The sequence below is a fragment of the Paraglaciecola sp. 2405UD69-4 genome, assembly GCF_047525415.1.
Taxonomy (GTDB): Bacteria; Pseudomonadota; Gammaproteobacteria; order Enterobacterales; family Alteromonadaceae; genus Paraglaciecola.
Window position 1 is genome coordinate 135,369 of the sequence record NZ_JBLIXM010000006.1, and the last position, 20,869, is coordinate 156,237.

At 39.7% G+C, this 20,869-nt stretch carries 19 protein-coding genes; 15 read left to right on the forward strand and 4 right to left on the reverse strand.

Annotated elements, in window-relative coordinates; genetic code table 11:
- Positions 1-52: 52 nt before the first annotated feature.
- On the reverse strand, positions 53-1,996 hold the full coding sequence (gene ftsH / locus ACMUMK_RS17090) for an ATP-dependent zinc metalloprotease FtsH (protein WP_414702364.1): 1,944 nt from the start codon (positions 1,994-1,996) through the stop codon (positions 53-55).
- Positions 1,997-2,489: 493 nt separating this feature from the next.
- On the opposite strand from ftsH, the gene yhbY reads away from it, so the two are divergent.
- A complete protein-coding gene (gene yhbY / locus ACMUMK_RS17095) occupies positions 2,490-2,786 on the forward strand; it encodes a ribosome assembly RNA-binding protein YhbY (RefSeq protein WP_414702365.1) in 297 nt (98 codons plus the stop codon).
- A 197-nt stretch (positions 2,787-2,983) separates the two neighbouring features.
- Here yhbY and ACMUMK_RS17100 read toward each other — a convergent pair whose 3' ends face one another.
- The gene (locus tag ACMUMK_RS17100; RefSeq protein WP_414702366.1) at positions 2,984-3,475 is read right to left on the reverse strand and encodes an FKBP-type peptidyl-prolyl cis-trans isomerase; all 492 of its coding nucleotides are present in this window, start codon (positions 3,473-3,475) and stop codon (positions 2,984-2,986) included.
- Between the two features lie 90 nt (positions 3,476-3,565).
- Positions 3,566-5,953 carry a Lon protease family protein gene (locus ACMUMK_RS17105; protein ID WP_414702367.1) on the reverse strand — a complete coding sequence of 796 codons (2,388 nt, stop codon included), beginning with the start codon at positions 5,951-5,953 and terminating at the stop codon, positions 3,566-3,568.
- A gap of 379 nt (positions 5,954-6,332) precedes the next feature.
- On the opposite strand from ACMUMK_RS17105, the gene leuS reads away from it, so the two are divergent.
- From leuS to lipA, 14 genes are all read left to right on the forward strand, one after another.
- Positions 6,333-8,924 (forward strand): leucine--tRNA ligase, encoded by a 2,592-nt coding sequence (gene leuS / locus ACMUMK_RS17110; RefSeq protein WP_414702384.1) that lies wholly within the window; start codon positions 6,333-6,335, stop codon positions 8,922-8,924.
- 5 nt (positions 8,925-8,929) lie between these two features.
- The gene (gene lptE, locus ACMUMK_RS17115; RefSeq protein WP_414702368.1) at positions 8,930-9,472 is read left to right on the forward strand and encodes an LPS assembly lipoprotein LptE; all 543 of its coding nucleotides are present in this window, start codon (positions 8,930-8,932) and stop codon (positions 9,470-9,472) included.
- Positions 9,472-10,506 carry a DNA polymerase III subunit delta gene (gene holA, locus ACMUMK_RS17120; RefSeq protein ID WP_414702369.1) on the forward strand — a complete coding sequence of 345 codons (1,035 nt, stop codon included), beginning with the start codon at positions 9,472-9,474 and terminating at the stop codon, positions 10,504-10,506. The genes lptE and holA overlap by 1 nt, the downstream gene beginning before the upstream one ends.
- Positions 10,507-10,509: 3 nt before the next feature.
- Positions 10,510-11,205, forward strand: a complete 696-nt coding sequence (gene nadD, locus ACMUMK_RS17125; protein ID WP_414702370.1) for a nicotinate-nucleotide adenylyltransferase — start codon at positions 10,510-10,512, stop codon at positions 11,203-11,205.
- A gap of 49 nt (positions 11,206-11,254) precedes the next feature.
- Positions 11,255-11,572: a ribosome silencing factor gene (gene rsfS / locus ACMUMK_RS17130; protein ID WP_414702371.1), complete on the forward strand. Its 318-nt coding sequence runs from the start codon at positions 11,255-11,257 to the stop codon at positions 11,570-11,572.
- Positions 11,573-11,590: 18 nt separating this feature from the next.
- Positions 11,591-12,061 (forward strand): 23S rRNA (pseudouridine(1915)-N(3))-methyltransferase RlmH, encoded by a 471-nt coding sequence (gene rlmH, locus ACMUMK_RS17135; protein WP_414702372.1) that lies wholly within the window; start codon positions 11,591-11,593, stop codon positions 12,059-12,061.
- 2 nt (positions 12,062-12,063) lie between these two features.
- The gene (gene mrdA / locus ACMUMK_RS17140; RefSeq protein ID WP_414702373.1) at positions 12,064-13,989 is read left to right on the forward strand and encodes a penicillin-binding protein 2; all 1,926 of its coding nucleotides are present in this window, start codon (positions 12,064-12,066) and stop codon (positions 13,987-13,989) included.
- 4 nt (positions 13,990-13,993) lie between these two features.
- Positions 13,994-15,112, forward strand: coding sequence for a rod shape-determining protein RodA (rodA, locus tag ACMUMK_RS17145; RefSeq protein ID WP_414702374.1), 1,119 nt, complete (start codon positions 13,994-13,996; stop codon positions 15,110-15,112).
- A 68-nt stretch (positions 15,113-15,180) separates the two neighbouring features.
- Positions 15,181-16,155 (forward strand): lytic murein transglycosylase B, encoded by a 975-nt coding sequence (gene mltB, locus ACMUMK_RS17150; protein WP_414702375.1) that lies wholly within the window; start codon positions 15,181-15,183, stop codon positions 16,153-16,155.
- 31 nt (positions 16,156-16,186) lie between these two features.
- Complete coding sequence (locus ACMUMK_RS17155) at positions 16,187-17,002, forward strand: septal ring lytic transglycosylase RlpA family protein (protein WP_414702376.1); 816 nt, start codon at positions 16,187-16,189, stop codon at positions 17,000-17,002.
- A 141-nt stretch (positions 17,003-17,143) separates the two neighbouring features.
- Entirely contained in the window at positions 17,144-18,313 is a 1,170-nt protein-coding gene (locus ACMUMK_RS17160) for a serine hydrolase (RefSeq protein ID WP_414702377.1), read from the forward strand.
- Positions 18,313-18,576: a DUF493 family protein YbeD gene (gene ybeD / locus ACMUMK_RS17165; RefSeq protein WP_414702378.1), complete on the forward strand. Its 264-nt coding sequence runs from the start codon at positions 18,313-18,315 to the stop codon at positions 18,574-18,576. The genes ACMUMK_RS17160 and ybeD overlap by 1 nt, the downstream gene beginning before the upstream one ends.
- Positions 18,577-18,593: 17 nt before the next feature.
- Complete coding sequence (lipB, locus tag ACMUMK_RS17170; protein ID WP_414702379.1) at positions 18,594-19,259, forward strand: lipoyl(octanoyl) transferase LipB; 666 nt, start codon at positions 18,594-18,596, stop codon at positions 19,257-19,259.
- A complete protein-coding gene (gene lipA, locus ACMUMK_RS17175) occupies positions 19,252-20,214 on the forward strand; it encodes a lipoyl synthase (RefSeq protein ID WP_414702385.1) in 963 nt (320 codons plus the stop codon). Before lipB ends, lipA begins: the two co-directional genes overlap by 8 nt.
- Positions 20,215-20,308: 94 nt before the next feature.
- On the opposite strand, the gene ACMUMK_RS17180 is transcribed toward lipA, so the two are convergent.
- On the reverse strand, positions 20,309-20,704 hold the full coding sequence (locus ACMUMK_RS17180) for an ACT domain-containing protein (protein ID WP_414702380.1): 396 nt from the start codon (positions 20,702-20,704) through the stop codon (positions 20,309-20,311).
- Positions 20,705-20,869 lie beyond the last annotated feature (165 nt).

Here is a 20,869-nt window from a genome sequence, read left to right on the forward strand (position 1 = left end):
AAAAAACGCCTTGATGCACTAGCAGCAAAGCGTTTTTAATACTGACTTGAAATTAATGTGTAGCATCACCAGGCTTGCCAACATTAGGTTTTGGCTTGTCTTCTTTTGACTCTTCTTTATTATCTTCTGGAGCGACTGTAGCCCCACCAGATGGTTTATTTGAATCATCAGACTTTCCGTCACGTACCCACTCTGCAGGTAAACGAACTTCTTTGCGTTCCATCAAATCATCTATTTGTTTTGCGTCAATGGTTTCATATTTCATTAGCGCATCTTTCATCGCTTCTAAAATATCCATATTCTCTTTTAGGATCTTCTCAGCAAGAGCATAGTTTCTATCAATTAATAATCTAATTTCAGCATCAATGTCTCGAGAAGTCTCAGCGGACATTGGTGAAGGCGCTGCCCCCATGTACATCTCGTTTTCATCATCTTTGTAGTTGATAGGTCCCATCTTAGGAGAAAGTCCCCATTGAGTTACCATTTTACGAGCTATATCTGTCGCCCGCTCAATATCATTTGACGCACCGGTTGTAACCCCAGCTTCGCCTAAAGTAATTTCTTCAGCAATACGTCCACCAAATAAGGTAGCAATACGTGATTCCAACTCTTCTCTAGATGAGCTGTACTTATCTTGTTCAGGTAAATACATAGTTACACCTAGGGCACGGCCTCTAGGAATAATTGATACCTTATATACTGGATCGTGCTTAGGCACTAATCGACCAACGATTGCGTGACCAGCTTCATGGTATGCAGTGTTAGTTTTTTCTTCTTCTGACATCACCATGGTCTTGCGCTCTGAGCCCATCATGATTTTGTCTTTTGCCTTATCAAACTCGTCCATACTTACCACACGCTTATCAGTACGTGCAGCAAATAAAGCAGCTTCATTTACTAGATTAGCAAGATCAGCACCAGAGAAACCAGGAGTACCACGGGCAATTAAAGATGCCTCAACGTTATCGCCTAAAGGTACTTTACGCATATGGACCTTAAGAATTTGTTCACGACCGCGAATATCAGGTAAACCAACCATTACTTGGCGGTCAAAGCGACCAGGTCTTAACAATGCTGGGTCAAGTACATCTGGACGGTTAGTCGCAGCAATAACAATAATACCCTCAGTGCCTTCAAAACCATCCATTTCTACCAACATCTGGTTTAATGTTTGCTCTCTTTCGTCATGACCACCGCCATGTCCAGCACCACGCTTACGACCTACAGCATCGATTTCATCGATAAAAATGATACAAGGCGCAGATTTTTTAGCTTGGTCAAACATGTCCCGTACACGAGATGCACCAACACCAACAAACATTTCAACAAAGTCTGAGCCAGAAATACTGAAGAAAGGTACTTTGGCTTCACCAGCAATAGCTTTAGCAAGTAAGGTTTTACCTGTTCCTGGAGGACCAACCATCAAGACCCCTTTAGGGATTTTTCCACCAAGTTTTTGGAACTTGCTTGGGTCTCTTAAAAAATCAACTAATTCGGTTACATCTTCTTTGGCTTCATCACACCCAGCCACATCAGCAAATGTGGTTTTTATTTGGTCTTCACCTAATAAACGAGCTTTACTTTTACCAAAGGACATTGCGCCTTTGCCGCCACCGCCTTGCATTTGGCGCATGAAAAATATCCATACCCCAATTAGCAACAGCATAGGGAACCAAGAAATGAAAATAGATGTTAATAATGAAGATTCCTCTGGTGGCTTACCAAAAACAGCAACGTTGTTTTCGATTAGTTCATCCATAAGCGCTAAATCAGTATAAGGAATGATGGTAGTAAATGACTCACCATTTCTTTTAACACCTTGTATTTCACCGGTATTTCTATCTATGGTGGCACTGCTAACGACCCCATTACTGACGTCTCGAAGAAAATGAGTGTAATCTGTCGAAACCGCTTTGGAATCATTTGATGAAAAATTTTGGAAAACCGACATCAATACGACAGCGATGACCAGCCATAAGATTAAATTTTTTGCCATGTCGCTCAAGTTATATAACCTCTAAAATTACAATTCTGTTTTGTCTAACCTGTATATCAGCAGACTACTATAATTTGTTTCTTGCCGCTACCAGATAAAGTTATCTGAGAGCGAGCCTTGTAAACCATACCCATAACTTAATAAAGCTTGATAAACCCCTTAAATCAAACTTATCCCCAATTCTCTCACCTTATGTTTCGGATAAAACATCACATCCGTGTTACTTAGCCACACTTTGGTTGTGTTATCTTTACGAGGCTAATGCCAATATTGTTCTGCAGCTAACTAAAAATAGTTAATTATAACCTGAGCTCAACCTGCCACTATCACCTCTACTATTCATCGACCAAACGATAAACAAAAAAAGCTTATAAGCAGTAATTTATCTTTTCCTTGCTCTAAACTGCATTCTAATTAGGAATAACAGTGAGATGGCGCTAGAATAGCGCTTTTCAACCATTCATCTTGAATAAATTTTTAAGAAATACTATCAATGACCTTATCAAACAAACAAAAGCAGTTTTTAAAAGGCTTAGCTCACACTCTTAAACCTGTCGTGCAACTAGGCAATAATGGCCTAACTGAAGGCGTAATGGCCGAAATTGAAGGCGCAATTAATCATCATGAGTTGATTAAAGTTAAAGTGCCAACAGATGACAAAGAAGAAAAAACCTTAATTATGGATGCCATTATTCGTGAATCTGGCGCGATAAAGGTACAAGCAATCGGTCACACTTTAGTCATGTATAAACCAAGTGACGAAAAGAAGATTGAACTACCTAAAAAATAAACATCCATTGAAGGTGTTTGCACAAAGAGAAAAATTACAGGCTGCGGCTTTTTAAGCATATAAATAGCGAGCAAAACAAACGCTTTTATTTTCAGTACGGGTTTAGAGGCTTATGGATTAAGTCAAAAACCGTAATTAAGAGTTAAAAGCGTTTAGCAACAGCCTGCAGGCATCATATTTTATTATTTTTACCCAAACTAATGATGATGACCGCCAACGCCATGTGCGTGACCATGCTCAATTTCTTCATCGGTGGCCGCCCTAACGTCTACTACTTTTAATTCAAATAGTAAGGTTTTACCTGCAAATGGATGGTTTGTATCAATGGTCACCATAAACTTACCAGCCTTTAAAATGGTGACTTCTCTATGGCCTTGTTCAGTATTTACTACTGCAGTCATCCCTGCTTTCCATTTTACTTTTTTATCAGAACTAACTAAATGCTTGATGGGCACGCGTTGCTCACTGTTAGCTTGCAATTCACCATAAGTTTCAGCGGCCTCAAGCTCTACTTCTATTTCATCACCTTTTTCCATAGACTCTAGAGACTTTTCAACTCCCACCATCATGTTATTGTAGCCATGAAGGTAAGCTATTGGCTCTTGATCAAAATTAGACTCTAATTCTTTGCCATCAGTATCTTTAATTTTATATAAAAATTGAACTACCGAGCCTTTTGCTATTTTCATAATATCTTTAACCTTACTATTTTTAATTACGGACTTGATAAAAGTCTGAGGACATTAAGACAAATCACCAATGGTTAAGCATTGCTGAGACTACTCGTCATCAGCCCCAGCCACAATATTGGCAATATTTAATAAACTAGTTACAGCCATGTAATTAATAGAGGTTTTAGGGTAACGGCCTCTACTATTTAGCTCCCCTACTTCTTTATCCATTAACAAAGCTAAGGCCTCATCCACAGTCTCCACCACATACACATGAAATTTTTGAGCTTTAACTGCTGCCAAAACCTTTTTATCTAACATAAGATTTACTTGATTAGATTTAGGTATTATTACTCCTTGGTTACCAGTTAGGCCTCTGTATTCACATAACTTGAAAAAACCTTCTATTTTTTCATTTACGCCACCAACAGACTGCACTTGCCCGTATTGGTTAATCGAACCTGTAATCGCAAAGTCCTGACGGACAGGAATACTCGTCAGTGCAGAGATAAGAGCCACTAGTTCAGCCAACGAAGCACTATCGCCATCTATATGTCCATAGGATTGCTCAATGGCTATGTTTGCAGATAATGTTAGAGGAAACAGCTGTGCATATTTATAACCCAAATAACCAGTTAAAAGCATGACCCCTTTTGAGTGTATAGGCTGGCCTAACTCAACCTCTCTCTCAATATCAACAACACCATTGGCTCCAGCGTATACAGTAGAGGTTATGCGAGCAGGTGTGCCAAACATACTGTCCCCCACTTCTAATACCGTTAACCCATTTACCTTGCCAACATCCACACCTTCAGTGGCAATCAGTATTTGCCCTTGCTTAATGTCATCTAATACAGCTTCACTTACTCGGCCTGTACGATGCTCTTTTGCAGATAATGCAGCTTCAATATGGTTGACGTCTAACTCAAGGCTGTGCTGTTGCCTGCAAAAAAACTCCGCCTCGTGGAGCAACTCAATTACGTCAGAAAAACGTGCTGATAATCGTTGCTGGTGCTCTGCTAATCTCAGGCTATATTCCACTAGGCGATACATTGCTTTAGCTGAGATACTTTCAAGACCTAAGCTTGTTACCTGATTTCTTACCCGCCCTACAAAATCAAACAATGTTTTTTTGTCTAAAGGAATTTCATGATCAAAATCAACTAATACCCTGAATAATTCATAAAACTCATCATCGTAATCCTGCAAGGTGTAATACAAATCCCTAGAACCTAATAAAACAACTTTTACATCTATCGGTATTTGTTGGGGATTTAGGGTTATTGAATTCACCATACCTACATCATGCTGAGGTAAATCCATTTTTAGTCGCCCAAACTTTAAAACAAGTTTCAAGGTTTCCCATACGTATGGTTGATCAATTAACTTATCTACATCTAACAATAAATAGCCACCATTAGCTTTATGCATGGCACCTGGGCGTATCATGCGATAATTGGTAAATACCGAGCCTTGGACATTGGTGTATTCTATTCTACCGAATAGATTTTGATGGGTAGGATTAGGTTCATAAATCACCGGCGAACCGCTATTTATGGTATGGGAGACTAATATATTTGGTAAGTATTGCTCTTCTAATATAGAGCGCTTATCGTATTCGTCATGCTTGTCATCTTTTTTATCATCAGCTAAGACTTCAACAACCGTTTCCACTAAGTGGGGTTTAAGTTGACGTAAAAATTTTAAAATCCCTAAGTCCGCTGTATATTGATGCTCTAAGTCTTTTAACAGTGGCTTTATCCCCTGTTCTGCAGTCTCTTTTTTTAACGCTCTTAGTCGCTCTGCTGTAGCACGTTTCCACTTAGGAAGCTCAATTAAAGCCTCACTTAGGGTATCTTCAAGTTCATCAATAATTTCGTAAAAAACTTGCCGCTCTTCTTCTGATACTTTGGCAAAGTCGGCATCAGTTATAGGCTTACCATCAATAATAGGAGAAAACGTAATCGCCCCTCCCTCTTCATACATGGCTATGCCTTGCTTTTGAGCTTCCTGTTCAACAGCGGCAATAGCTTTGTCGTAGCCTTGATCGAATTCACGGGTTATGGCTGCTTTTTTGCGTTGATATCCAGGGTTATCAAAGGCCGCCGGGAAGGTATCTAGTAACTCATCAATTAGGTGCCCCAGATCTTTAGCTAACTTTTTACTTTCACCTGCTGGTAATCTCAGAGAAAACGGCTCTCTCTCATCTTCAAAGTTATTGATATAACACCAATCATCAGGAGTGGATGTTTTATTTACATATTTATCAATAAACTCATGAACTAAAGTAAACCTTCCTGTCGCTTGCTCACCCATAACATATAAGTTGTACCCCCTAGCAGCCACACCTAAACCAAATGCAAGTGCTTCACGGGCTCTTTCCTGCCCGATAAATGTTGAGTTTAAGGCATTTTGGTCTTTCAGGGCTTTATTGATAAGCCTTCTGCTAGGTTTTGCAGTTAATTGCTGAAGAGTTAACGCGTGGTTACTTTGCATAAAAATAAAACGCCGACTGAAAAGATAATTATCAAGTAGTGAAACCCGTAATTAACTAGCTGTCAAACAGATACGTGTTGTTATACGACCTAGTGAATAATAATTAAACAAAAACTGTCATATGCTAAGTCAAACCAACAAGGTTAACCTAGTAAACGTATTAGTTAACTGCACTAACAAGGCATAATAGTCGGGTAAAATTCAAACAGTTAATTACCGATATTCCGAATATCAATAAAAAGTTATGAATTAGCCTGATAAAAGCGGATTTTACTATTGTTACTCACTAAGCCGCTAAGGTATTCTAGCTAGCTAATTTTTTCAATAATCATACCTAGGTCACTTGACCTAAATGACCCAGCGACATGGAACCTATTTAATGGCCGAAAAACAGTATCAACCTCAAGTTATCGAAAAAGAGGTTCAAGCCTATTGGGAAACCCAAGAAACATTTAAAGCCACTGAGCAAGCAGATAAAGAGAAGTTTTATTGTTTATCCATGTTCCCTTATCCAAGTGGTCGACTGCATATGGGTCATGTTCGTAATTACACCATTGGCGACGTAATTAGCCGATATCAGCGTATGTTAGGGAAAAATGTATTACAACCTATGGGTTGGGATGCGTTTGGTTTACCAGCAGAAAATGCCGCAATTAATAATAATACCGCCCCTGCTAAATGGACTTACTCAAATATCGATTACATGAAAACCCAGCTGAAATCATTAGGCTTTGGTTATGACTGGGATCGTGAAGTAGCAACCTGTAAAAAAGAATACTACCGATGGGAACAGTGGTTTTTCACTCGCCTATTTGAAAAAGGCTTAGTGTATAAGAAAAACGCAACAGTCAACTGGGATCCTGTAGACCACACTGTACTTGCAAATGAACAGGTTATAGACGGACGTGGATGGCGCTCTGGTGCAATAGTAGAACAAAAAGAAATACCCCAGTGGTTTATAAAAATCACAGACTATGCTGAGGAGCTAGTATCTGATTTAGAACAACTCGAAGAGTGGCCTGAACAAGTTCGTGCGATGCAGAAAAACTGGATCGGACGTTCAGAAGGCGTTGAAATCACCTTTGAATTAGAGCAAGAAGTTGCTGGTCAAGGGAACTTTGATGTGTATACCACTCGTCCGGATACCCTTTATGGTGTCACCTATGTGGCAGTAGCTGCCCAGCATCCCATAGCATTAGAAGCGGCAAAATCTAATAGCGAACTTGCTGCTTTTGTAGATGAATGCAAAAACACCAAAGTTGCTGAAGCTGAACTAGCCACCATGGAAAAGAAAGGCTGTGCAACTGGCTATTACGCGATACACCCTCTTACTGGCGAAAAAGTACCAGTTTGGGTAGCGAACTTTGTATTGATGGGATATGGCTCTGGAGCAGTTATGGCTGTTCCTGCTCACGACCAAAGAGATTGGGAATTCGCCACTAAATACAACCTAGAGATAAAACAAGTTATCGCCTCACAAGAGGGAGACGATTTATCTCAAGCGGCAATTACTGAAAAAGGTACCTTGGTTAATTCTGCTGATTTCAACGGCCTTAATTCTAGCGAAGCATTCGACAAAATAGCCGAGTTACTTGCAGCTGAAAACAAAGGTCAGAAAAAAGTTAATTATCGCTTAAGAGACTGGGGGGTATCCCGTCAGCGTTATTGGGGTAGTCCAATTCCTATGCTGAATCTCGAAAATGGAGAGTCTGTACCAGTACCTAGTGATCAGCTTCCTGTTGAGTTGCCTGAAGATGTTCAAATGAATGGTGTGGTATCTCCAATTAAAGCAGACCCAGAATGGGCTAAAACTGACTTTAATGGCGAGCCTGCCCTACGTGAAACAGATACTTTTGATACTTTCATGGAATCGTCTTGGTATTACGCTCGTTATTGTAGCGCTCAAAACGATCAAGCTATGTTAGACCCGCAGCAAGCCAATTATTGGTTACCTGTCGACCAATATGTTGGTGGTATCGAACACGCAATATTGCACCTTTTATATTCTCGCTTTTTCCATAAGTTGATGCGCGATGAAGGTTTAGTTGAATCAGACGAGCCATACAAACGCTTATTATGTCAAGGCATGGTGCTAGCCGACTCATTTTATAGAGAAGATGCAGCAGGTAAACAAACCTGGTATTCACCAGCAGATGTTGAAAGTGAGAAGGATGACAAAGGCCGTATAATTAAGTCAGTACTTAAAGCAGATGGTAAAGAAGTCATACATGGCGGCATGACTAAAATGTCGAAGTCTAAAAACAATGGAATAGACCCACAACAGGTTATTGATTTGTATGGTGCTGACACTATTCGAGTCTTCACCATGTTTGCAGCTCCACCAGAACAAACACTAGAATGGGTTGATTCAGGTGTAGAAGGAGCCCATAGATTTGTTAAACGCCTTTGGACGTTAGTACAAGAAAATGTTGAAGCTGGAGATATTGCTCCCCTTGATAAAGCAAACTTAACTGGCGAACAGAAAAAATTAAGACGTGTTATACACAAAACCATAGAAAAGGTAACGGATGATGTGGGCCGTCGCCAAACCTTTAACACAGCAATTGCTGCAACAATGGAGCTTCTTAACCATTTACAAAAAGCCCCTCAAAAAGATGCTCAAGATTTAGCTGTATTACGAGAAGGCATAGACACACTTGTATTATTACTAGCGCCTATAGCCCCTCATATTTGTCATGTAATGTGGAAAGACTTAGGCCACAGTAATGAAGTAGAAACCGCGCCTTGGCCTGTTGCCGAAGCTGAAGCTATGGTTGAAGACGAAAAGCTAGTGATTGTTCAAGTAAACGGAAAAGTTAGAGCGAAGATCACAGTTGCAGCTGACGCGACCAAAGAGCAAGTAGAAGCCCTAGGGTTAGCTGAAAACAACGTACAGCAACATACTGATGGTAAAACTATCCGTAAGGTAATTTATGTACCTGGCAGATTACTTAACTTGGTAGCAAACTAATTATTATGAATCTGAAATTTGGGAGAGTTTTAATACTAACAGTTGTGATGTCATTGTTTTTATCTGCTTGTGGGTTCAAGTTGCGTGGCGACTACAATTTGCCTTCAAATATAAAACAACTTGAATTAACAGCTGAGCAAAAAAACACTCCCTTATACAGAAACCTGCGTAATCAGTTAGAAGGCTTTAATATTGAAGTCTTCGATAGTCACCTCAAAGAAAATATCACTAGAGATGATATTGATGCGAGGGTGTATATCAAATCAGATCAACTCGAAAGACGGTTACTTTCTCTATTTTCAACTGGTCAAGTGGCAGAATATGAATTGGTGTATACCATAAAATATTTAATCCAATTCCCAAATGAAGAGCCGCAACTTCAAGAGTTTGATGTCACCCGAGAGTATCAGGATGATCCAGACGCAGTGCTGGCTAAATCAAGAGAACTAGATCTCATTCAAAAAGAAATGCGCCAAACTGCCGCTGCTCGTATTATTAACCAGTTAGCCAGTTTCTATACAAGCTGGCAGCAAGTCAAAAGTCAATAATGCAAGTTTACCCTAACCGCTTTAATTTAAACCAAAGCAGTGAGCTTAAACCCTTTTACCTAGTATTCGGCGAAGAGCCTCAGCAAAAATTAGAGTGTATTGAACAACTACGAAAAACAGCGCTGAGCCAAGGCTTTGATGAACGACAATCTTTAGTGGTCGATAGCCAGTTCAATTGGGACACCTTACTTGAAGCAACACAAACCCTATCTTTGTTTTCTAGCAGGCAAGTAATAGAACTTGAATTACCCACTGGTAAGCCAGGTGCTGAAGGCAGTAAAGTTTTAAACTCACTTACTGACAACATAAATCCAGATGTGCTTTTAATTATCCATGGCGGAAAAATTGATAAAGGCACTCAAAATACCAAATGGTTTAAAGCTCTAGACAAATATGGAGTGTATATTCCCTGCTACCCTTTAGAGGGTAACGCTTTACACCAGTGGATTAACAAGAACCTGCTAGACAGTGGCTTTCAAAGTTCACCGCAAATATCTCAATTATTGGTTGAGTGCTGTGAAGGAAACTTACTTGCTGCAAAACAAGAAATTGAAAAGCTAAAATTATTATACCCAGCTGGAACTCCTAGCTTAGAGCAAGTAAAAGAAGCTGTAGTCGACCAATCTCGTTTTACCGTATTTCACCTTGTTGACGTCTTGCTCTCTGGCGATGCTCGCAAAACAGTAAAAATGTTATATCGACTAGAAAGCGAGGGCGTAGAGCCAACTATAGTTGCTTGGGCATTAACTAAAGAATGGCAAACATTACAGAGTATTTTATTTGACAGGAAACTAGGCAAAAGCATTAATTGGAACCAATACCGCATTTGGAAAAGCCGCCAGCCTTTATATCAAAGGGCACTGCAAAGGCTAACTCTAGATAATATGGCCTCGCTGCAGCAAAAATTAGCTGCTTTTGATGTAGCAATAAAACAAACTCAAGTGGTACGGCCTTATGTAGAGTTGTGCCACCTTTGCCTGATGTTTATGCCCTACTCGTTACAAGATTTACCATTAGAATATGGTATCGAGTAACCAATGTCGGGCTCAAAAAGATTAATTGAAGCTCCATTAGGTATTTTTGGTGGAACCTTTGACCCCATTCACAATGGCCATATTTTTCCAATACTTGAGGCTGCAGAGATAGCAAAAATTGATAAAATTGCCCTCACACCTTGCTATGTTCCAACTCATAAAAGCGCAGCAACAGCATCAAGTGAACATAGGTTGAATATGGCCAAGATACTCTGTGAAGAATATCCCATTTTTTATCCAGAGCCTTTAGATATCAATCGAAACAAGCCAACCTATAGCATTGATACGCTTAGTGAGCTTAACGCCAAATTCCCTAACACTCCATTATGCTTTTTTATTGGTACAGATTCATTAGTTAATATATTTGAATGGCATAACTGGGAGAGACTATTTGAACTATGTCATTTTATAGTGTGTCAAAGAGAAAGTGATGATATTAAGCAGGTACTCAACTCAAAAACACATAATGAGCAGTTACAAATTTTATTACAGCAAAGGCAGGTTAATGATCCATTAAGCTTACATCAAAGCCTTGCTGGAAATATATTTGTCGCTAATACAACTCCCTTAACTATTTCATCAAGTACCATTAGAAAGATGTTAACTAATGGTAATTCAGTGGAAAAATGGTTACCGAGTAGCATCAATCAATATATACAGCAACATAAGCTCTATCAGCAAGCCGGTAAAATCTGCTAAACTACCCGATAATTAACTATATTTAACTAATTAACCTTAAGGAAACTCATTGGATCTCGAACAACTTAAAGCCTTTGTTATTTCAAAAGCAGAAGACCTAAAAGCTAGAGACTTTATGGACTTAGATGTAGCAGAAAAATCATCTGTTACAGAAACCATGTTGATCTGCTCAGGTAATTCTAAACGTCATGTAGTATCTATTGCAGAGAATGTCATTGTAGAAGCTAAAAAAGCTGGTATTGCTCCCCTTAGTGTTGAAGGGCGAGAAACGGGTGACTGGGTTCTTGTGGACCTAGGTGATGTAATTCTTCATGTTATGCAAGATGATGCCAGAGACTTCTACCAATTGGAAAAGCTCTGGGGATAGCCAAAGGAGTTAGCATTCGTGCGGATCCAAATAATTGCGGTGGGTATGAAAATGCCTGCCTGGGTAGAACAAGGTTACACTGAGTACAGCCGTCGCTTTCCTGCAGATATGCCCCTTCAATTAACAGAAATTGCTGCTGGCAAACGAGGCAAAAACGCCGATATAAAACGTATTCTCCAAAAAGAAGGCGAACTCACCTTAGCAGCTATTCCTAAAGGTAATAGAGTCGTTACTCTTGAGGTTAATGGCGCTCCTTGGGATACACCTAAATTAGCTAAAACTATGCAAAACTGGCTTATGGACGGTAGAGATGTCAGCCTATTGATTGGTGGCCCCGAAGGCTTAGCACCAGAATGTATAAAAATTGCGGAACAAAAATGGTCTTTGTCTAGTCTGACATTACCGCACCCTTTGGTTCGCGTTATTGTAGCTGAAAGCCTATACAGAGCTTGGTCTATCAATAACAACCACCCTTATCATAGAGAATAATCTTGCCTTCAAAGCGTATTCTGATAAAAGATCATGCAGCAGAAGCGAACCTATTCGCTTGGCGCTCGCTAATAGGAATATTAGTTGTTTTTGCCATGATAGCGCTAGTTTTGAGTAACTTGTATTATCTACAAATTAATAGCTATGATGATTACCAAACCCGCTCAAATGGAAACCGGATTAAAGTACTACCTGTAGCCCCAAACAGAGGGCTTATCTATGATAGAAACGGCATTCTATTAGCTGAAAATCGCCCGGTATTTAGTTTACAAGTCATTCCTGAAGAAACTAAAGACCTTAATTTAACCTTAGCCAGATTAAGTACCCTACTCAATATCGATGACGATACTATTGAACAATTTCATACTGAGTTAAAACGTAATAGGCGATTTAAACCAGTCACCTTACTCAACCGTTTAACCTCCGAAGATGTTGCAATATTTTCAGCCAAACAGCACCAGTACCCAGGAGTGTCTATTGAGGCACGTTTAGCTAGATACTACCCTTACGGAAGTGCCCTTACCCACGTACTAGGTTATGTGGCGAAAATAAATAAACAAGACTTACAAAAATTGAGTGAAGCAGGCTTTGAGGCAAATTATGCTGCCACTTATGATATAGGCAAACGCGGCATAGAAAAATATCACGAAGAATTACTCCATGGAAAAGTAGGCTTTCAAGAAGTTGAAGTCAATAACCAAGGTCGCATCATCAGAACATTAGATTTTAGTCCTCCAGTACCAGGGCAAGATATTGTGTTAAATATTGATGTTGAACTACAACTAGCAGCAGAGAAAGCCTTTGCTGGTGAGAGGGGTTCAATAGTTGCCATGGATCCGAAAGACGGCGGCATTTTAGCTCTTTATAGTAGCCCAAGCTATGACCCAAATTTATTTGTACATGGGATAAGTAGTAAAAATTACAAAAAGTTACTGAAATCAGACAGGCCTCTTTTTAATCGCGCGACACAAGGACAATACCCACCGGCATCCACAGTTAAACCTCTACTAGCCTTAGCCGGACTAGAAGCTAAAGTCATTACACCAGAGACCGAAATTAATGACTATGGGAAATACCAATTAAAAAATGTGGCTAGAGTGTGGCGGGATCACAACCCTTGGGGCCATGGATTAGTAAATGTAACCAAGGCTATTGAAGTTTCCTGTGATATTTACTTTTACGATATGGCCTATAAGTTGGGCATAGACCGTATTAGTGAAAGCATGAGCGAATTTGGATTTGGAGATTACACGGGTATTGATCTGCACGAAGAAGCGGATGGCATTATGCCAAGCAGAGGCATTATTAAAGCACTCTACAATCGCCCTTGGTATATTGGAGATACAATCAATATTGGTATTGGTCAAAGTTATTGGACAACAACACCGGTGCAGTTAACACAAGCGATTACCACCTTAGTCAATAAAGGAAAGCGCCTTATTCCACAAGTTATAAGAGGCAATATAAATCAAGGAAATATAACGTTAAACCCAGTAAAAGATAGACGACCTATCGATATTGAGAATGAGAATAACTGGGATGTGGTACTTGATGCTATGTACGGCACTGTTAATAGAAAAGGTTCTGCTCGCAATGCATTTAAAGGCGCCCATTACATTTCTGCAGGGAAAACAGGAACCGCCCAATTAGTATCCATTGCGCAAGATGAAAAATATGATGCAACTAAGTTATCAAAGAAAAATCATGATAATGCCATGTACGTAGGCTACGCACCTTTTGATAAACCTGAAATAGTTATGTCAGTAGTATTGGAAAATGCAGGTCATGGGGGCGCACAAGCAGCTCCTATTGCTCGAATAATGATGGATAATTTTTTTAAAGATAGAATATTTCCTGAGCACACTGTAATCGAACACCTCGGGCAAGATCCAAACGCCAACTCTCCAACACAAGCAGAGGGAGAGTAACCTAATGTTAAGAACAAAATTAGAGTCTAACCAGCCATCTTTTTTAAACAGAATCCATTGTGATGGCATTCTACTGGCTGGATTACTTCTATTGATGGCTGTTGGGCTAGTCACCATTTACTCAGCGGGAGGACAAGATTTAGGGCTTATTCAACGGCAAGTTATCCGCTTGGGAATAGCACTGACTGTAATGCTAGTTGTTGCTCAAATCCCCCCTATGGCCTATCAAAAATTATCCATCTATTTTTACGTAATCGGCATAGCCATGTTGATTGCAGTATTAGTGATTGGTGTATCAAGTAAAGGTGCCCAGCGTTGGTTAGATTTAGGCATCACTCGCTTTCAGCCTTCAGAAGTTATGAAGTTAGCGCTTCCTATGATGGTCGCTTGGTACATTAGCCGTTTTAACTTGCCTCCAAAGTTATGGCAGATATTAGTTGGCTTTGCTTTAGTGACAGTCCCTACTCTGCTCATTGCTCGGCAACCAGATTTAGGCACCTCACTATTAATCGCTACCTCTGGAGTGTTTGCATTATTTTTAGCTGGTATGAGCTGGCGCTTTATTTCTTTTGTCGCTGTTGCCGTGTCAGCTTTCACACCCATAATGTGGTTTTTCTTAATGAAAGATTACCAGAAACAGCGAGTATTAACTTTTTTAAACCCTGAAAGCGACCCTCTTGGATCAGGCTATCATATTATTCAATCTCAAATAGCCATTGGCTCCGGTGGTGCTCATGGCAAAGGCTGGCTTCAAGGGACCCAATCACAATTGGAGTTTTTACCTGAGAGGCACACAGACTTTATTTTTGCAGTTTTCAGTGAAGAGTTTGGCTTTTGGGGAGTTGTGGGCTTGTTGGCAATATACGCTTTTATCGTAATTAGAGGAATGCTAATAGCCGTTAATGCACAAGACCCCTTTTGCAAAATATTAGCTGGCAGTATCACCCTCACCTTCTTTGTTTATGTATTCGTTAATATGGGCATGGTATCTGGAATACTACCAGTAGTAGGTGTTCCCCTACCCTTAGTAAGTTATGGTGGAACTTCAATGGTAACGCTTCTAGCAGGCTTTGGAATATTGATGGCAATCAGTACCCAAAAACGTATTATGTCTAGAGTTTAATACTAGAATAAAACCGTTTACCGTAAACTATTTTTATAAAAAACAAGAACCTATCTGCAAGGAAACTTATGAAGACTTTGGCTCAATTAGTAATCTTAACCTGTGTGTTTTTTGCATCTAGTGCAAAGTCATCCCCTGAGCTTCTCCGTCAAGAATTTGTAGATAAAATGGTGACAACTCATAAGTTTGACCGCGCATTCGTTGAGGGTGTATTAAATAAAGCTACAAAAAATGAAAAAATATTAACCTCTATTGCTAAACCATGGGAAGCAAAACCTTGGCATCAGTACTACCCAATTTTCCTCACAGAAAAACGCCTCAATAAAGGCTTAGCATTCTGGCAAAAACATAAAACCACCTTAGAACGAGCCGAGCGTGAAACCGGTGTGCCCGCACAAATTATAGTGGCCATCATTGGGGTCGAAACATTTTATGGTACCTACAAGGGTAACTACTCTGTTTTGGATGCCTTAGTAACACTGGGGTTTCATTACCCTCCAAGGAGCAAATTTTTTCGAAGCGAACTAGTGCAACTTTTTATATTGGCTAAAGAAGAGAACTTTGAAATAACTGATTTAAAAGGGTCTTACGCAGGCGCCATGGGTTGGGGACAGTTTATTTCATCAAGTTATCGTCACTATGCAGTTGATTTTGATAATGATGGTGTCCGAGATTTATTAAATAATCCGGTGGATGCTATTGGCAGTGTTGCCAATTACTTTAAAAAACACGGCTGGCAACAAGGACAAGACATTGCGTTTAAAGCAAATGTAGTAGGCAAAGAGTATCTGCCATTACTTAAAAAATCATTGAAATATGAAAACCAATGGCATCAATTAACAGATGCGAACATTTCGCTAATTGATCGCCAGTTGCCAGCGGATACGTCTGTAAAATTATTTGAGTTTAAACAACCAGACACGAATGAATACTGGGTTGGGCTCAAAAATTTTTATGTCATAACCCGATATAATCACAGCCCTTTATATGCAATGGCAGTATTTCAATTTAGTGAACAATTAAAACATGGAATGCATTTATAACTTCATTTAACTGATTTATCCTAACTTAGTTATGAACCGTATATTTCCCTTATCTCTGATGATGCTATCTGTCATTGTTTGTAGCTGCGCTCAAAATAAAGGACGCTACCAGCAAGCGCATGATACACCACCAGAAGTTGTACCAAAGCACATCCCCACACAGGATGAAAAACCCAAATACGAGCCCTATGCACCAGCCAATTTACGCCCTTATACGGTTCGAGGTGTTAATTATAAACCAATGGCAACGGGTAAAGGTTATAGCTCTACAGGGAAAGCCAGCTGGTATGGACAAAAATTCCACGGCCACTTAACGGCAAATGGCGAGACGTACGACATGTTCAAAATGTCTGCGGCCCATAAAACTCTGCCCCTACCGTCTTTTGTACGAGTAACTAATCTAGAAAATGGCAAACAAGCCATTGTAAGGGTTAACGACAGAGGGCCATTTCACAACAGCCGCCTTATTGATCTTTCATATGCCGCCGCATTAAAATTGGACATGCTCAGAACTGGTGTTAGTGATGTCAAAGTTGACGTGATCCACATTGACCAAAATGGTCAAATGACAGTAGGCACACAAACTATTAGGGACCTTTCAGAGGATTCAAGTGTCGTAACTACAGATATTTATATTCAGGTACTCGCACTTAAAGATAAATCTCAAATAGAAAATATAGGCACAGCACTTCAAACCTTGTATCAAAAGCCATATAAAAGCGTACAAGAAAACCAAGTGTTTAAGTTAAGAATTGGGCCATTGAAAAACGATGCAGAAACCCTAGAGTTACTCACCCATCTAAAAAGCAATGGTTACCCCGGTGCTTACAAAATTTATGGTCAATAAATATAGGTTTATTGGTAAATAGTTATTTGTTAAGCAGTAATTTAACGCTTAAAGTGATATATTGCAGCTCAAATTTTAGCTGCCGTATTCTTATAGAAAATGGCAGTCATGTTATAAATTTAATTCAAAAATGGTAGTTTAATGCGTAATTTTAAAACTTTTTTCAGTTCTCTTTTAAGTGGCATGGCAATATGTTTATGTATATTTCCTTCTTCCGCCGCAGTAGTTATTCCACCTGCACCCAATGTCGCCTCTAAAGGCTTTGTGTTGATGGACTTCCAAACCAATAAAATTATTGCAGAGCAAAATGCAGACATTCAAATACCACCTGCAAGTTTAACCAAAATGATGACAAGTTATGTTATTGGTCAAGAATTAGCTAACGGAAATATTAGCGAAACAGACCTAGTAACCATTTCTGAAAACGCTTGGGCTAAAAACTTTCCAGACTCATCAAAAATGTTTATCGAAGTAGGCAAGCAAGTATCTGTTGCGGACCTGAACCGAGGCATTATTATACAGTCTGGTAACGATGCCTGTGTGGCTATGGCTGAGCATATTGCAGGCAGTGAGAGTGCTTTTGCTACTATGATGAATATGCATGCTCAAAAACTAGGAATGACTTCCACCCACTTTGTAAATAGTCACGGCTTACACGATGCTGACCATTACACTACTCCCAGAGATATGGCGAAATTATCTGCAGCCCTTATACGTGATGTTCCGGAAGAATATGCACTTTATGCGGAAAAAGAATTTACTTACAACGATATCAAACAATATAACCGCAACGGATTATTGTGGGATAAAAGTTTAAACGTTGACGGTATAAAAACCGGCCATACATCAGACGCTGGATACAGCTTAATAACGTCAGCTACCCAAGGAGATATGCGTTTAATATCTGTTGTTATGGGTACTGATAGTGAACGTGCTCGTAAAGTAGAAAATAAAAAACTTCTTAAATATGGTTTCCGCTTTTTTGAAACAATTACCCCATACAAAGCCGGCGATAGCTTTGTATCCCACAGAATTTACATGGGTGACAAAGAGACAGTAGACTTAGGAATTTTAGAAGACACACCAATTAACATCCCCCGTGGGCAGAGTAAAAAGTTAGAAGCAAATTTCAAATTAGAGAAGAACCTAGAAGCGCCACTAGCTAAAGGTGAAGTCGTCGGTACACTTTATTTGCAAATAGAAGGTGAAGACATAGCTGAATATCCTCTAGTAGCATTGCAAGAAGTTAAAGAAGGTGGCTTAATCGACCGTTTGATTGACTTTGCTAAACTTAAAATAGGCTTAGAATAATGGATACGAAATTTGATCAACTGCTGGATTTTCCTTGCCAACAAACGTTCAAAATTATGGGGATCGCAGATCCTCTTTTGCCAGAACATGTCATAGCTTGTCTACAGCAACATGCACCAGGTGACTATACACCTAAGGTAAAACCTAGTTCAAAAGGTAACTATCACTCTATATCACTAAGTGTCAGAGTGACGAGTAAAGATCATATGGAAACAATATATAAAGAACTGGCTAAGATAGATTTAGTACGTGTTGTATTGTAAATTGCATACAAAAATATATGGATATCATTAATCAAACGACCAGTAATTTAATAGTCAGACAACTAGGTAGGCAGCCATACTTGCCCATTTGGCAGGCTATGCAAGACTTTACAAATAATAGAGATAATAGCAGTGCTGACGAAATTTGGTTAGTAGAGCACGAGCCTGTATTTACACAAGGCCAAGCAGGTAAAGAAGAGCATTTACTATTTGCTGGTGATATTCCAGTGGTGCGAGTAGATAGAGGCGGACAGATAACCTACCATGGTCCTGGCCAGCAAATGATGTACGTATTGATTAACATGAAGCGTAATAAATTAGGGGTTAGGCAGCTAGTCACAGCCTTAGAAGAGTGTGTGGTAAAGACTCTACAAGAGTATGACATAAATGCTTACCCTAAAGCTGACGCCCCAGGAGTGTATGTCGAGGAAAGGAAAATATGCTCTATTGGGTTGCGTATCCGTAAAGGGTGCTCCTTTCATGGCTTAGCTTTAAATGTAAATATGGATTTAAGCCCTTTTAAACGTATAAACCCCTGCGGCTATGCTGGGCTCGAAATGATAGATAGTGCCACATTAAAAGGACCCGCCTCATTGAATGAGGCGGGTCCTAAAATAACAAATCAGTTATGTACCTTAATAGGTATAGATGCAAAAACATACAGAGAAGGTTTTGATGACTAACGCTCGCCCTGCTGCCGGAGTAAAACTTCGGGATGATGAAAAAGTTAAACATATCCCAATAACAATTATGCCTACAGAAAAGGCAGAGATGTTGCGTAAGCCTGATTGGATCAAGATACGTCTACCTAGTAGTACAGATAAAATTGACCATATTAAAAAGACCTTACGCAAAAACAAATTGCATTCCGTTTGTGAAGAAGCAAGCTGCCCTAACTTGGCTGAATGTTTTAATCACGGCACGGCAACATTTATGATTTTGGGTGACATATGCACAAGACGCTGCCCTTTTTGTGATGTAGCGCACGGTAAACCATTACCACCGAGTGCTGAGGAGCCCCTAAAACTAGCGACGACTATAGCCGAAATGAAGTTGAAATACGTTGTTATCACTTCAGTTGATAGGGATGACTTACGAGATGGCGGAGCACAACACTTTGTTGACTGTATCGAAGCAATCCGTGAACACAGCCCTTCAACTAAAATAGAGGTGTTGGTGCCAGATTTCAGAGGCCGTATGGATAGAGCACTAGAAATATTAAAGAAAAGTCCACCAGACGTTTTCAATCACAATCTAGAAACAATACCTCGCCTATACAGAGAATGTCGCCCCGGAGCTAATTATCAATGGTCTTTAGACTTACTCAAAAAGTTCAAAGCGCAACACCCTGATATCCCAACTAAATCAGGCTTAATGATGGGAATGGGCGAAGACAAACACGAAATAGCTGAGGTACTAAAGGACTTACGCTCACATAATGTAGAAATGTTAACGCTTGGGCAATATTTACAGCCGAGTAAACATCACTTCCCTTTAAAGCGATATGTGCATCCTGACGAGTTTAATGAGCTCGATGGTATCGCTAAAGAACTAGGGTTTACTCACGCAGCTTGTGGCCCTATGGTTCGCTCAAGTTACCATGCTGACAAACAAGCAGCGGGTGAAGAGGTAAAGTAATATTTAACTAAATGCACTACTAACGTAGAGCTAACCAAAAGCCTGCTTATAAATAGCGGGCTTTTTTATGCCTAAAATGGGCTAAATAAACCGATTAAGCAGCAAAATCACCTAATGCAGCCATAGCTAACTCGGCTTTTTCTGCCTGAACAAAAATATGATCATGGTAATAGGCAGCAATAACATTTGCGCTTATGCCTTTTTCAGCAAGTTTAGTCGCCACTGCAGCCGTCAAGCCAACAGCATCTAAACTCGAATGTACAGTTAGCGTTATACCTTTAAATACAGATTCAAATGGTAGTTTGTGTGCTTTCGCAGTTTTAGCCAATAAAACTAAAGTTAGACCTTCAGACTCTTGATAAACAGCTAACGGATTTAATTCTTGAAAGTCTCCGTAGCGCCCTTCTACTGAACAAAATACGTATTCTTCGGGCAATAATTGGGGGGACATAGACATTAAAAGTTTCTTTAAATTTGTTTCTCCAGCCACCTTATTTCCCCTGTAACTTATTATTGATTCATCTTTTATGTTTGTCCCGTCCTAAAATACGTTGACGGTTTTAATTGAAGGCCAGTAGCTTTTGCTCCTGGTCTTTTTTATGCACTTGGTTTGGTGTTTTCATTCCTAAACTCAAGTGCGGCCTCAATTCATTGT